At 63.4% G+C, this 13,943-nt stretch carries 11 protein-coding genes; 6 read left to right on the top strand and 5 right to left on the bottom strand.

Annotated elements, in window-relative coordinates; translation table 11 throughout:
• Positions 1 to 3 precede the first annotated feature (3 nt).
• Complete coding sequence (locus ACWNC0_RS19940; protein WP_449474156.1) at positions 4 to 2,631, bottom strand: Rne/Rng family ribonuclease; 2,628 nt, start codon at positions 2,629 to 2,631, stop codon at positions 4 to 6.
• A gap of 479 nt (positions 2,632 to 3,110) precedes the next feature.
• Between ACWNC0_RS19940 and ACWNC0_RS19935 the strand changes: the two genes are divergently transcribed.
• The gene (locus ACWNC0_RS19935) at positions 3,111 to 4,043 is read left to right on the top strand and encodes an N-acetylmuramoyl-L-alanine amidase family protein (protein WP_449474676.1); all 933 of its coding nucleotides are present in this window, start codon (positions 3,111 to 3,113) and stop codon (positions 4,041 to 4,043) included.
• A 66-nt stretch (positions 4,044 to 4,109) separates the two neighbouring features.
• Positions 4,110 to 6,647, top strand: coding sequence for a penicillin-binding protein 1A (locus ACWNC0_RS19930; protein ID WP_449474154.1), 2,538 nt, complete (start codon positions 4,110 to 4,112; stop codon positions 6,645 to 6,647).
• A gap of 168 nt (positions 6,648 to 6,815) precedes the next feature.
• Here ACWNC0_RS19930 and ACWNC0_RS19925 read toward each other — a convergent pair whose 3' ends face one another.
• Positions 6,816 to 7,325: a hypothetical protein gene (locus tag ACWNC0_RS19925; protein WP_449474153.1), complete on the bottom strand. Its 510-nt coding sequence runs from the start codon at positions 7,323 to 7,325 to the stop codon at positions 6,816 to 6,818.
• Positions 7,326 to 7,540: 215 nt separating this feature from the next.
• On the opposite strand from ACWNC0_RS19925, the gene prfB reads away from it, so the two are divergent.
• From prfB to ACWNC0_RS19910, 3 genes are all read left to right on the top strand, one after another.
• Positions 7,541 to 8,668, top strand: a complete 1,128-nt coding sequence (prfB, locus tag ACWNC0_RS19920; protein ID WP_449474151.1) for a peptide chain release factor 2 — start codon at positions 7,541 to 7,543, stop codon at positions 8,666 to 8,668.
• The gene (locus tag ACWNC0_RS19915; RefSeq protein ID WP_449474149.1) at positions 8,668 to 9,402 is read left to right on the top strand and encodes a class I SAM-dependent methyltransferase; all 735 of its coding nucleotides are present in this window, start codon (positions 8,668 to 8,670) and stop codon (positions 9,400 to 9,402) included. The genes prfB and ACWNC0_RS19915 overlap by 1 nt, the downstream gene beginning before the upstream one ends.
• A 101-nt stretch (positions 9,403 to 9,503) precedes the next feature.
• Positions 9,504 to 9,815, top strand: coding sequence for a PilZ domain-containing protein (locus tag ACWNC0_RS19910; protein WP_449474147.1), 312 nt, complete (start codon positions 9,504 to 9,506; stop codon positions 9,813 to 9,815).
• Between the two features lie 3 nt (positions 9,816 to 9,818).
• Here the strand turns inward: ACWNC0_RS19910 and ACWNC0_RS19905 are convergent, their stop codons facing one another.
• From ACWNC0_RS19905 to ACWNC0_RS19895, 3 genes are read right to left on the bottom strand one after another with little or no spacing between them, the layout of a single operon-like run.
• Positions 9,819 to 9,974, bottom strand: a complete 156-nt coding sequence (locus tag ACWNC0_RS19905) for a hypothetical protein (protein WP_449474146.1) — start codon at positions 9,972 to 9,974, stop codon at positions 9,819 to 9,821.
• Positions 9,975 to 9,992: 18 nt separating this feature from the next.
• Positions 9,993 to 10,703: a hypothetical protein gene (locus tag ACWNC0_RS19900; protein ID WP_449474144.1), complete on the bottom strand. Its 711-nt coding sequence runs from the start codon at positions 10,701 to 10,703 to the stop codon at positions 9,993 to 9,995.
• A 4-nt stretch (positions 10,704 to 10,707) separates the two neighbouring features.
• Positions 10,708 to 11,922: a toxic anion resistance protein gene (locus ACWNC0_RS19895; RefSeq protein ID WP_449474142.1), complete on the bottom strand. Its 1,215-nt coding sequence runs from the start codon at positions 11,920 to 11,922 to the stop codon at positions 10,708 to 10,710.
• A gap of 191 nt (positions 11,923 to 12,113) precedes the next feature.
• Here ACWNC0_RS19895 and typA point away from each other — a divergent pair, with 191 nt between their 5' ends.
• Positions 12,114 to 13,931, top strand: a complete 1,818-nt coding sequence (typA, locus tag ACWNC0_RS19890; protein WP_449474141.1) for a translational GTPase TypA — start codon at positions 12,114 to 12,116, stop codon at positions 13,929 to 13,931.
• Positions 13,932 to 13,943: the final 12 nt, after the last annotated feature.

The following is a 13,943-nucleotide window of genomic DNA, read 5'->3' as shown; positions in this document are numbered from 1 at the left end:
TCCTTACTGACCGAAGGTGCGCTGCCACCATCCACGGCGCGGTGCGCTATCGTCGTCGTTCGTCTCTTCGCCATCAGCCGTCGAGACCGCGCTCTCACCAGCAGGAGCTGCTGCTGGTGCGCCAGCTTCCGGCGCGACGGCTCCTGCGATCGCGGGAGCCTCCGCCGCGTCCTGGGCAATGGCCTCAACCTTCTTGCGCCGCGTGCGCTTGGGCTTGGCGGGTGCCTCGGCTTCCGGTTCCACGCTCACAACCGGTTCGGCAGGCGCTTCGGGAGCGGCCTCTGCCTTCTTGCGCCGCGTGCGCTTGGGCTTGGCGGGCGCTTCCTCGGCCGCCGCTTCGACCGGAGCCTCGGGGGCCTCCACGGGCGCTTCTACGGCTTCCTTTGCCTTGCGAGCACGGGGGCGACGGCGCGTCTTTGGCGCCTCTTCCTCCGCGGGCGCTTCAGGCGCTGCTTCTGCTACCGTCTCGGCCACAGCCTCAACAGCGGTGGGCTCGGAAGCCTCGACGGCTTCGTTCGCAGCCTCGTCGGCAACCGCTTCGCCCTCGCGACGACGGCGTCCGCCCCGGCGACCGCGACGGCCACGACGGCGACCGGCCTCTTCGCCTTCGCCATGGGTGTCGACAGCCTGTTCTTCGCTCTCTTCGTCAGCCGATTCGGCTTCTTCGCCAGTTTCGTCGCCGGAACCAGCGGCAGCTTCCGCTTCACCCTCGGCGTGATGCTCATCACGCTGGCCGCCACGACGGCGACGACGGCGACGACGACGGCGGCCGCCTTCGCGATCCTCGCCCCGGTCGCCGCGCTCTTCGCGCTCAGCGGCCTCGACTTCCTCGATTTCCTCTTCTTCCAGCTCCTCGACGATATCGAGGTCGTCCTCTTCCTCGACGATCGGAGCATAGCTCACCACCCGTTCCGGACGCGGGCCGCTGGCTTCCACCGACATGCGCGCGCCTTCGACCTCGCCATCGGGCAGGATGGCGATCGTCACGCCATAGCGCTGCTCGATCTCGTCCAGCTCGCGGCGCTTGTTGTTGAGGACATAGAAGGCTGCTTCCTGGCTTGCGCGCAGCGTGACCAGGTTGCCGCGACCACGCGCCGCTTCCTCTTCCAGCATGCGCAGTGCCGATAGGCCCGCCGACGACGCCGTGCGGACAAGGCCGGTGCCTTCGCAATGCGGGCACTGGCGGGTCGATGCTTCCAGCACGCCGGTGCGCAGGCGCTGGCGGCTCATTTCCATCAGGCCAAAGCCGGAGATGCGGCCGACCTGAATACGGGCGCGATCGTCCTTCAGCGCCTCCTTCATCGCCTTCTCGACCTTACGGATGTTGGAGTTCATCTCCATGTCGATAAAGTCGATGACGACTAGACCTGCCATGTCGCGCAGGCGCAACTGGCGAGCGATTTCGCGCGCCGCCTCAAGGTTGGTGGCGACGGCGGTCTGCTCGATGCCATGCTCACGCGTCGACCGGCCGGAGTTGATGTCGATCGATACCAAGGCTTCGGTCGGGTTGATGACGAGGTAGCCACCCGATTTCAGCTGCACGACCGGATTGTACATCGCCGCCAGCTGATCCTCGACGCCTGCCCGCTGGAACAACGACACGGCGTCGGCATATTGCTGCACCCGGCGCGCATGGCTGGGCATCAGCAGCTTCATGAAGTCCTTGGCGGCCTTATAGCCATATTCGCCCTCAACGATGACCTCTTCGATATCCTTGTTGTAGATATCGCGGATCGCGCGCTTGATGAGGTCGCTGTCATTGTGGATCAGCGCGGGCGCTTCGGACTTCAGCGTCTTTTCGCGAATCTCGTCCCACAGGCGTGCGAGATAGTCGAAGTCGCGCTTGATCTCCGGCTTGGTGCGCTGGAGCCCGGCGGTGCGCACGATGCAGCCCATGGTCGAGGGCAGGTTCATCTCCGCGACGATCGTCTTCAGCCGCTTGCGATCGGCGGCGTTGCTGATCTTGCGCGAAATCCCGCCGCCATGCGACGTGTTCGGCATCAGCACGCAATAGCGGCCGGCGAGCGACAGATAGGTGGTCAGCGCCGCGCCCTTGTTGCCGCGCTCTTCCTTGACGACCTGCACCAGCAGCACCTGACGGCGCTTGATGACGTCCTGAATCTTGTAGCGACGACGCAGAGCCATGCGCTTGCGGCGCAGTTCGTCGGCGGCTTCATCGCCACCGCGCTTGCGGCGGCCACCCTTTGCGGGGCCTTCGCTGCTCTCGGGGGCCTCGCCTTCATCCTCTTCATGATGGGTGGCTTCGACCAGCTCCAGCCCATCGTCGCCATGATGATCATCGTCATCCTCGAAATCGGCGCGCAGAGCGGCCTCTTCCTCGGCATGCTCGCGTTCCTCGCGCAGCAATGCTTCGCGGTCTTCGCGGGGGATCTGGTAATAATCGGGATGGATTTCGCTGAACGCCAGGAAGCCGTGGCGGTTGCCGCCATAATCGACGAACGCCGCCTGAAGCGAGGGTTCTACACGAGTAACCTTGGCGAGGTAGATATTGCCTTTGAGCTGCTTGTGCTCGGCCGATTCGAAATCAAACTCCTCGATCCGGTTACCTTTGACGACCGCGACCCGGGTCTCTTCCCGGTGGCGCGCATCGATCAGCATACGCATTGTCATTTATTATTCTCCGGCGAAGGCGGCCAGCGGCACTGGGCCGGGCTGCCACGCGATAGTGAAGGGACGAATGCAGTCGCGCCGCCAGCGGCGCGGGTGTTGCTATCGTCCGGTTTGACAGGAAAAACTGCGCTTCTGCTGCATCGGCAGGGCCGGGCAAATCGCCGGTCCGCTCCATCCACGCCGCATCGCCCGCTATCGGGCTCAGCGTGGAATGGAAATCATGCCTCATGCAGCGTCAACCTGTTCGTCGCATCGGGTCTCAAGCGCCTTGGCGCTCGCCGATGCTGCCGTGAAAGTTCCTGATGAAGAAACGGGCCTAATGTGGGCGTTTCTTTCAGGAATGTGAATGGGTAGCAGCCTAAGGCCAGCCTAGCAACGTCCCCCGCAAAATTGTTTGGTCCAGGACGAATGCTGCCATTCCTGCGTTTAATCGCCCAACATGGTGAAGCAAAGGTAAACGCAGGGTCGAATGGCCGCCGCTGAAATGGGGCTGGACGGCATGGGGCGGTGCGAGGCACAAGCGCGCCATGCTGCACGCCCTTGCCCTGGCAACTGCTTTTCTGGCCGGCCCTCAGGGGGCGGAGCGCATCAGCTTCGATGCGCCAGCGCGCATGGCGCCGCGTCCGGCCAAGCGGCTGCATAGCATCACCGTGCCCATCCCGCCGGTGGCGCGCGGCCTCTCGCTGCCACGGGTGGAAGGATCAGCCGATGTGTCACGCCCGTTGATCGTCATAGATGCGGGGCATGGCGGGCACGATCCCGGCGCGATCAACGCAGAAACCGGCGACCGGGAAAAGGATCTGACGCTCGCGATCGCGCAGGCGATCCGGGATCAACTGGTGAAGTCGGGCAGACTTCGCGTCGCGCTGACGCGGGATGACGACCGCTTTCTCGTCCTGCAGGAGCGTTATGGCATCGCGCGGAAGATGAATGCGGACCTTTTCATTTCCGTCCATGCCGATTCGGCGGACAATCATGAGGCGCGGGGTGCGACGGTCTACACCCTGTCGGAGGTGGCATCGGATCGGGAAGCGGCGCGGCTGGCGGCGCGGGAGAACAGGGCGGACGTTCTGAACGGCGTTAATCTGGGTGGGCAGACTGATCAGGTGTCGTCAATCCTGATCGACCTGACGCAGCGCGAAACAATGAAGGAATCGGCGAATTTCGCCCGCCTTCTTCACCGGGAGGGGGCGCCGTTCCTGCCCTTCCGCACTACGTTCCACCGCTATGCTTCACTCATGGTTTTGAAGGCGCCGGACACGCCGTCGGTCCTGTTCGAAACCGGCTATCTCAGCAATGCCGAGGATGCCGCCTTCCTGGCCTCACCGGAGGGCCGCAGCCGCATCGCGAAGGGCGTTGCCAAGGCCGTCGAGATATATTTCGCCCGCAAGCTGCCCCTCGGCGGCGGCTGACCGCGGCGCGGCCCGACGATCCGCACTGGCGCTGGCCGCATTTTGACCTTAGAGCCTCCTCTCGTCATGGAAGAGGCCCGTCCCCACACCGCCCGCTTGTCCTTTGCCGACCGTTTGCGCGGGGGTGGACGCGCGTTCCGGGAAAGGCTTTCCCCCCTTTGGCAGCGGCGCTGGTTCCGCTGGGCGGCGATCGCGCTGGGCGGACTTTTCCTCGCCTATCTGCTGTTCTGGATCATCTTCGCGCGCGGCCTGCCCGACGCCGGAACGCTGCTGGAATATGAGCCGCCGCTGCCCACGATCGTGCGCGACATCGATGGCCAGCCGGTGCACAGCTATGCGCGCGAGCGCCGCGTCCAGCTGCAATATAGCGACTATCCCCCTCTGCTGATCCGCGCTTATCTGGCGGCGGAGGACAAGACTTTCTTCGAACATCATGGCGTTGATATTCCCGGCTTCTTCGGCGCCGTGTTCGACTATGTGACGAAGATCGGATCCGGCCAGCGCGCCAAGGGTGGGTCGACCATCACCCAGCAGGTCGCCAAGAACCTGCTGATCGGCGATGAATATTCCCCGACGCGCAAGGTGAAGGAAATGATCCTCGCCTATCGCATGGAAGGCGTGCTGACAAAGCAGCAGATACTCGAACTCTATTTCAATCAGATATTCCTCGGCCGGAACGCCTATGGCGTGCAGGCGGCGGCGCGCGCCTATTTCGATAAGGATGTGGGCGACCTGAAGCTGCACGAGATGGCTTATCTCGCCATCCTGCCCAAGGGGCCGGCAAATTACCGCCCCGAAAGCCCGACCGGCCACGAACGCGCGCTCGACCGGCGCAACTGGGCGCTGGGCGAAATGTACAAGAATGGCTGGATCAGCCAAGCGCAATTGAACGAAGCGCAGGCACAACCGCTCGGCACGGTCCCACCGCATGGCTCCAGCTTCGACGCGCGCGCGGGCGGCTATTATATGGAAGAGGTCCGCCGGCGGCTTATCGAACGGTTTGGTGAAAAGGCGGAGGACGGCCCTAACAGCGTCTATGCAGGCGGCCTGTGGGTGCGCAGCCCCTATGATCCCAAGTTGCAGGAAGGCGTCGCGACGGCATTGCGCAACGGCCTGATCCGTTTCGACGCGGGCAAGGGCTGGTCCGGCCCGTTGGGCAAGATCGACATGGCCCGTGGATGGAAGCGCGAACTGGCGGCAAGCTATATCGGGATCGATTATGCGGACTGGCGCATAGCGGCGGTTATCGACCGCAATTCTTCGGGCGCCGAAATCGGCTTTTCCGACGGATCGACCGGAACGCTGCCCGCCAGCGCCGCGCAGATGCCCTATCGGCGCGTGGGCGGCCCCGCATTCAACGGCATGAAGGCGGGAGACCTGATCGCGGTAGCCCGCAACGGATCGAGCTGGGCGCTACGCAACGTGCCCGAAGTGTCCGGCGGGATGATGGCCGAACAGGTCCATTCCGGGCGCGTCCTGGCGATGCAGGGCGGCTTCGACAGTCGCTTGTCCTCCTATAATCGCGCGACGCAGGCGATGCGTCAGCCGGGTTCGACCATCAAGCCGTTCGTCTATGCCGCCGCGCTCGACGGTGGGATGACGCCAGCCTCCATCATCGTCGATGGGCCGCTATGCGTTTATCAGGGCGCGGGCCTTGGCCAGAAATGCTTCCGCAACTTTTCCGGCGGCAGCGCCGGGCCGCAGACGATGCGCTGGGGCGTGGAGCAGTCGCGCAACCTGATGACGGTGCGCGCCGCCAGCCAGACCGGCATGGATCGTGTCGTCCGCACGATCAAGGCGATGGGGATCGGCGATTATCAGCCCTATCTCTCCTTCGCTCTGGGCGCAGGCGAAACCACGGTGGAGCGGATGGTGAACGCCTATGCGATGCTCGCCAATCAGGGCCGCCAGCTTTCGCCCAAGGTGATGGATTATGTGCAGGACCGGCGCGGCAAGGTGATCTGGCCGCTGCGCTGGCGCGCCTGCGACGGCTGCAATATGGCGAACTGGGATGGAAAACCCATGCCACGCTTCGGCTTTGAAGGGCGGCAGGTGATGAACCCGATGACCGCCTATCAAGTGGTGCATATCGCCGAAGGCGTGATCCAGCGCGGCACTGCGACGGTCCTTGCCGACCTGAAACGGCCACTGTTCGGCAAGACGGGTACGACCAACGGGCCGACCAATGTGTGGTTCGTCGGCGGGTCGCCCGACATCGTCGCGGGCGTCTATATGGGCTATGACCAGCCGCGCAGCCTGGGCGGCTGGGCGCAGGGTGGCCGCATCGCCGCGCCGATCTGGAAGGCGGCGATGGCGCCCGTGCTGGAAACGATGCCCAAGACGCCCTTCGTCGCCCCCGCGGGCATCCGCATGGTCACGATCGACCGCCGGTCGGGCAAGCGCGTCTATGGCGTCTGGCCCACCGACGAGCCCAAGCCTGCGGTGATCTGGGAAGCGTTCAAGCCCGAGACGGAACCGCGCCGATCGATCCGCAAGGAAGAGGTGGCCGCTCAGGAACAGGCCGCCGCCCGGCGCGAGGCGGGGTCGCAGACGCGGCAGCGGACCGACAGCGACTTCCTGCAGGATCAAGGCGGGATTTACTAGGGCGTCGTGGTTTTTATCTGAATCCCTTAACCCGTTCGGGCTGAGCTTGTCGAAGCCCCTTTCTTTCTAAAAAGAAGTGGAGCCCTTCGACAGGCTCAGGGCGAACGGCAACAGGAGGTGGTGCCGATTTAAAGCTCGAAGCCCTAACCTCCCGCCTTCGCTGACCCGTTATTGCGCCTTTGCGCGCAACCCGCCGGAGAAGCGTTTCATCAGAAATGCGAGGCCCCCGACATAGGCTGCCGCTGTCACGATGGCGACTGCCGCAGCGGCGAAATCCGCGTCCTTTTCAAATATCATGGGGTTGCCGAGCGTCAGCAGCAGCATGAAGGCATTGTTGACGATCAGGCTGGCCTGGCCGCGAATGAGTAGGTAGATCGCGACGACCACGCCAACCAATCCGATGGCCATTCCGGCCATGCCCAGAACAGTTGGCAGGCTGTGCAGCAGAAATGCCAGGCCCAATCCGCCAAGGGAACCGCACAGCGCGGGTGCGAACTCCGCAGGATTCATGCCCTTGATGCCAGCCCAATAAAGCACGAATATGAAACCGAAGAAAAGGAAGCTCGCCACGCCCAAGGCGGATCCGATGGCGTAGAAAATCCCGATGATCGGTACGAGCGCGAGTATCACGAGCACCGCCTGCGCCGGTGCGGGATGGGTAGATTGTCGTTCAGCCAAGATGTCGTTCCTCTCCTTGCGCCTCTTTTGGGCGTGGTCGAGGTGTATGGCATAGCCTCTGGAGGGACAAGGTTTGCCTGGCCTGTTGGGAGACTGCGCGGACATGGCTTGGAGGATTGAACCTTCCCAAATCCGCTGCCCTCGGATAGGGGCAGGCGTTTAGTGCGTTTCCTGACCGATGCCGGGGAGCGCCCCGAATTGTCTGGAGAGTTCCCATGCGCGCCGAAGCGCAGCAATATATCGACCGTATCGACGCCGCGCTGGACCTGCTGCGCCGCTTCCTCGACTGGGATCGCGCGCTGCGCCGTCTCGACGAGTTGAATGCGCGCGTCGAGGACCCGACGCTGTGGGACAATCAGAAGATGGCGCAGGAAGTCATGCGCGAACGCACGCGTCTGGAAGCCGCCATCGGCGCGACCCGTGCGATCGACAGCGAAAAGACCGACACCGCCGAACTCGTCGAAATGGCGGAGGCCGAGGGCGATGAGGACATGGTCAATGAGGGCGTCGCGTCTCTGAAGGCGCTCGCCGACCGCGCCGACGAGGACAAGATCAAGGCGCTGCTCGCCGGTGAGGCCGATGCCAGCGACACTTACCTTGAAATCCATGCGGGCGCGGGTGGCACGGAAAGCCAGGACTGGGCCGAAATGCTGTCCCGCATGTACCGCCGCTGGGCCGAACGGCGCGGCTACAAGGTGGAACTGGTCGACTATCAGGCGGGCGACCAGGCGGGTATCAAGTCCGCGACCTTCCTGTTCAAGGGCGAGAACGCCTATGGTTATGCCAAGACCGAAAGCGGCGTACACCGGCTGGTGCGCATAAGCCCCTATGACAGCTCGGCGCGTCGGCACACCAGCTTCTCGTCCGTGTGGGTCTATCCGGTGATCGATGACAATATCGAGATTGAGGTCAACGAAGGCGACCTCAAGATCGACACCTATCGAGCATCAGGCGCGGGCGGGCAGCACGTCAACACCACCGACTCCGCCGTTCGTATTACCCACATCCCCTCGGGGATCATCGTCGCGTCGCAGAATGACCGGTCGCAGCACAAGAACCGCGCGACGGCCATGAACATGCTGAAGGCCCGGTTGTACGAGGCCGAATTGCAGAAGCGCGAGGCGGCGGCTTCGGGCGAATATCAGGCGAAGACCGAGATCGGCTGGGGCCACCAGATCCGTTCCTATGTGCTCCAGCCCTATCAGTTGGTGAAGGACCTGCGCACCGGCGTTACCTCAACCTCTCCTGACGACGTGCTGGATGGCGCGCTCGATCCGTTCATGGCGGCTGCCCTGTCGCAAAAGGTGACCGGCGAGAAGGTCGATGTGGAGGATGTCGACTGATGATGCGGGCGGCGCTGGCGGGATCATTGTTCCTGCTGGCAGGCTGCGGCCTGTTGTCATCCGCCAAGCAGGATGACCGGCCCGCCGCCGCGCGTGACTTTCCGCGAGCCGACAGGCCGGTCGCGCCCATCGTCTCGACCCGCTGGTCCAGCGAAGAAGCGCGCGATCGCGTCAACGAAGCCGACGATATCATGGACCGCGCGGGCATCCGGCCGGGCATGACGGTTGCGGATATTGGCGCGGGCGAAGGCTATTATACTGTCCGTCTCGCCAACCGAGTGGGCGCCAAGGGTCGCGTGCTGGCCGAAGACATCATGCCGGAAGTGATCGAGGCCCTGTCCCGTCGCATCACGCGGGAGGATTGGCGCAACGTCAGCGTCCGGCTGGGCGCGCCGGAAGACCCCAAGTTGCCGGAGAACAGCTTCGACCGCATCCTCATGGTCCATATGTATCATGAGATTGCGGAACCCTATGCCTTCCTGTGGAACCTCAGCCCGGCGCTCAAGAAGGATGGCGAGTTGATCGTCGTCGACGCGGATCGCCCGACCGGGCAGCATGGAACGCCGCCGCGCCTACTGATCTGTGAACTCGCATCGGTTGGTTTCCGGCTGGAGGAACTGGTGCCCAAGCCAACGGCGGGAGGCTATTTCGCCCGCTTTCGCAGAATCACGGCCCGGCCGTCCCCCCAAAGCATCGTGCCCTGTGCCATCAAAAGCACGTCTGATACAAATTAGCGGTTTCCCTAGGGGAAAAGGTAGCTAATGGCGAGTTAACCATGATTCTGTGGATGGCCTTGACCTTTTTGTGATTGAGTGGCCGGGGGGAGAAGCTCGGTATGATCGACCAAAGCAAATTCCTGACGGGCAATGCCGAACAGCGGCGGCACACTGCACGACACAAGATGTTCGGCCCTGTCACTCTATGCGTCGGCAATGCGGAGATGCGCGGTCATTTCCTCGACCTATCCACATCGGGAGCGTTGGCGCATTGCGAAACGCCGCCTGCTACGGGAAGCTATGTGGCGATAAAGGCCATTGGCGTGGAAACAAGCGGCCGGGTCATGTGGGCGCGGGGCAAGCGCTTCGGCATTCAATTCAGCCAGCTCCTGGCCGATGAGGCGATCGACACTCTTATTCGCGGAAGTTGAGGTTCAGCCCCGCTTGCGCCATCTTCGGAACAGGGATGCGCTGACCAATCCGCCGCCTAGCAGCGCGGCGATGACGCCCCCGGCGGAGGCGAGCGCCCACGCACCGGCGGCGAGCAGGCCAGTCAGAAAATCGACGATGATCAGCGTCAAGTGGATCATGACAGAAGGACCGCTGGCCTAGCGGCCAAGTTCCTTTGCTTCCTGATATTTGAGTTCGAGGAAACGGTTCTGTACCGCCAGCTTGTCGATATCGCCGCTGGCGAGCGTCTCGCTGATCCGCGCGAGTTCGGTGTCGATGACGTTCAAACCCTCGACCAGTTGCTGCTCCGGAACGCGACCGTTGCGTTCCTGGCGGCGCAGTGGGACGGGGATGGATTCATAGCCCGTGACCAGTTCGGGCAGATGGTCGGACAGCAGCTTGCGGATTTCCTGCGCGGCGGGTTCCTGATCGGTGAGGCGTTCAAGCTGGGGGGCGAGCGTTTCCAGCTTGACGCCGATGCTGTCGGCCAGAGCGACGGCAGGGGCGGGGAGGGCCTTGCGCTGATTGTCGAGCCAGATTTCGGTCTGGAGCGGCAGGGCGGAAATGGGGGCGGCTGCAAGCGCCTGCGTCCGGACGCGCGGTTCGGAAGGGAGGGCGGCGATCAGCAGCAGCGCCGCGACCATGACGCCAAGCGCGATCATGACGCCGGTCGTGCCAAGCGGGATGAAGAAGCCCGCGACCATGCTGCCGATGAGGATGGCAAGCACTGACCAGAAGGCCCACTTCATCTTGCGCAACAGGGCGGCGCCACGCCTCTGCCGCGCCCGTGCCGAAAGGCTGCGCCCGCGTTCGCCGTGACGGTGAAGCACTGCCTCCGCATCGGCAAGGACCCGGTCCGACCTGCTCACTTCTCTATGCCTCGATCGCGCTCAGCAGCGGATTGTCGGCGCGCGCCTGTTGCGCGGCCTGCGCCTGACCTTCGGCGCGAGCGATGTAGCCTTTCGACTTTTCGACCTCGGTCGTCAGCGTGTTCACCGTCGTCTTCATATTCTCCAAAGCCTTGGCCTTGAACGTGTCGATATTGTCCATCGTGTCGTAGATATTCTGGAAGGCGCGTTGCAGCGTTGCGATCGGGATCGTGCTAGACGCGGCCTGCTCATGAATCTGCGCGGTTTGGTTCTTCAGCATCTCGCCGGTCGAATCGATCATGTTCGCGGTGGTCGTGTTGAGCGCCGTGATTTGTTCGAGCACCAGTTTCTGGCCCGCGAGCGCCTGCGCCACGGTAACGGCGGTGCGCAGCGCGGCGACGGTGGTGGTGCTGGCGCGATCGACGCCCTTCACCAGTTCGACATTGTTCTTCTTGACGAGGTCGAGCGCGAGATAGCCCTGCACGGTCACGGCCATCTGCGTCAGCAGGTCCTGCGTGCGCTGGCGGATGTAGAATAGCGCGCTTTCCCGGATGGCCTTCGCCTTGGCCGGATCGGCGGAGTCGAGTTCCAGCGCTTTCGCCTCCAGCCGCGCGTCGAGCGTGTTGGAGATGTGGATCATCTGCTCCAGACGGCCCATGGTCGCCCACATATTCTGCCGCTCGACATCGATGGCGGCATTGTCCTTGATCAGCACGTCCTTGCCGCTCGCCAGTGAGCCAAGGATCGAATTGATGTGGCCCTGCGCGCTTTTGTAGCCGTCGAAATAGTCGCGCAGCTTGTTGCCGAAGGGGATGATGCCGAACAGCTTCTTGGGCGCGAGCAGGCTGCCGCGCTTGCCGGGGTCGAGATCCTCGACCGTGCGGCGCAACTCGGCAAGGTCCGCGCCCACCTTATTGTCGCTGTTCATCGCGCGGACGGGCCGGTCGAGGAAGCGGTTGGAATGACCCGCCGCTTCGGCGATTTCCTTGCGGCCCATATTGGTCAGCTGGTCCACCCGCTGTCCGAATTCAGGGGAATTGGCGTCCTGCGCGACAAGGTCGTCGATAAAGGCATCGACCTTCTCGTCCAGCTTGGACCGCTTGTCCTCATCGATCGGAACGAGGCCCGCGGCTTTCTCCGGCGCGACGGGCGGCACCGGATCGGGCGGCGTCAGGTTGAGCGTGTCGGCGGTCGCCGTCGTGGGCGCTGTGCTGGCCATAACGTCTCCTTCAAGCTGTTATATGTAACTATAACAGTGGTGCTTCAATGTGGAATATGGTCCTGCGTTCCGGCCGATGCAAATGCGGCCCTCGCCCTTGCCGCAACGCGTCATTTCCTGTAGGGGCGCGCGCGATACATCTGGTCAGGCGTGGTGCCGGCCGGGAAAACCAAAATCCCAAAGGCACATGCATGTCCCTGCGTAATATCGCGATCATCGCGCACGTTGACCATGGCAAGACGACACTCGTCGATCAGCTATTCCGCCAGTCCGGCACCTTCCGCGACAACCAGCGGGTCGAAGAACGGGCGATGGATTCGAACGACCTCGAAAAAGAGCGCGGCATCACCATTCTGGCGAAGCCGACCTCGGTCGAATGGAACGGCACCCGCATCAACATCGTCGACACCCCCGGCCACGCCGACTTCGGCGGCGAGGTGGAGCGCATCCTCTCCATGGTCGACGGCGTGATCCTGCTGGTCGATTCGTCCGAAGGCGCGATGCCGCAGACCAAGTTCGTGACCGGCAAGGCGCTGGCGCTGGGCCTTCGTCCCATCGTCGTCGTCAACAAGGTTGATCGTCCCGATGAGCGCATCCAGGAAGTGCTGGACGAAGTGTTCGACCTGTTCGTGACGCTCGAAGCCAATGACGAACAGCTCGACTTTCCCGTCCTCTACGCTTCGGGCCGCAACGGTTATGCCAGCGAAGACCCGCAGCGCCGCGAAGGCACTCTGGAGCCGCTGTTCCAGAAGATCGTCGACCATGTGCCGCCGCCGTCGCTGGAGCAGGACGCGCCGTTCAGCTTCCTCGTGACGCTGCTCGACCGCGACAACTTCCTCGGCCGTATCCTTACTGGCCGGGTCCAGTCCGGCACGGTCAAGGTGAACCAGGCGATCCACGCGCTCGACATGGACGGCAAGGTCATCGAAACCGGCCGCGCGTCGAAGATCATGTCGTTCCAGGGCCTCGACCGCGTACCGGTCGATGAAGCCAAGGCGGGCGACATCATCAGCCTCGCGGGCCTCACTGTCGCGACCGTCGCCAATACCATCTGCGACACCTCGGTCAGCGAGCCGATCCAGGCGCAGCCGATCGATCCGCCGACCCTGTCGATGCGCTTTGCCGTCAACGATTCGCCGATGGCGGGCCGTGAAGGCAGCAAGGTGACGAGCCGCATGATCCGCGACCGTCTGGCCCGCGAAGCGGAATCGAACGTCGCAATCAAGGTGACGGAATCGGACGACAAGGACAGCTTCGAAGTCGCTGGCCGTGGCGAATTGCAGCTGGGCGTCCTCATCGAAACCATGCGCCGCGAAGGCTTTGAACTCGGCATCTCGCGTCCGCGCGTGCTGTTCGGCGAAGACGAAAATGGCAACAAGACCGAGCCTTATGAAACCGTCGTCATCGACGTGGACGATGAATTTTCCGGTACGGTCGTGGACAAGATGAACATCCGCAAGGCCGAGATGACCGACATGCGCCCCTCGGGCGGCGGCAAGACCCGCATCACCTTCTCCGCCCCCTCGCGCGGCCTGATCGGCTATCACGGTGAATTCCTGTCCGACACGCGCGGCACCGGCATCATGAACCGCCTGTTCGAGAAATATGGCCCCCACAAGGGCAAGATCGAAGGCCGCAAGAACGGCGTCCTCATCTCGAACGGTGCGGGCGAAGCCAATGCCTATGCGCTGGGTCCGCTGGAAGAACGCGGCATCCTGTTCGTGGGCGTGGGCGAAGCGCTCTACGAAGGCATGGTGATCGGTGAGAATGCCAAGCCCGAAGACCTTGAAGTCAATCCGATGAAGTCGAAGGCGCTGACCAACTTCCGCGCCAGCGGCAAGGATGACGCCGTCCGCCTGACCCCGCCTAAGAAGATGACGCTGGAACAGGCGATCGCCTACATCGACGATGATGAAATGGTCGAAGTGACGCCCAAGAATATCCGCCTGCGCAAGCGCTACCTCGATCCGAACGAGCGCAAGCGCATGTCGCGCGCCAAGGCGGCTTGATCGAAGAGGCCG

The sequence above is a fragment of the Sphingobium chungangianum genome, assembly GCF_977014255.1.
Note: the sequence above shows the minus strand (reverse complement) of the source record. Positions and strands in the feature narration are given on the sequence as shown.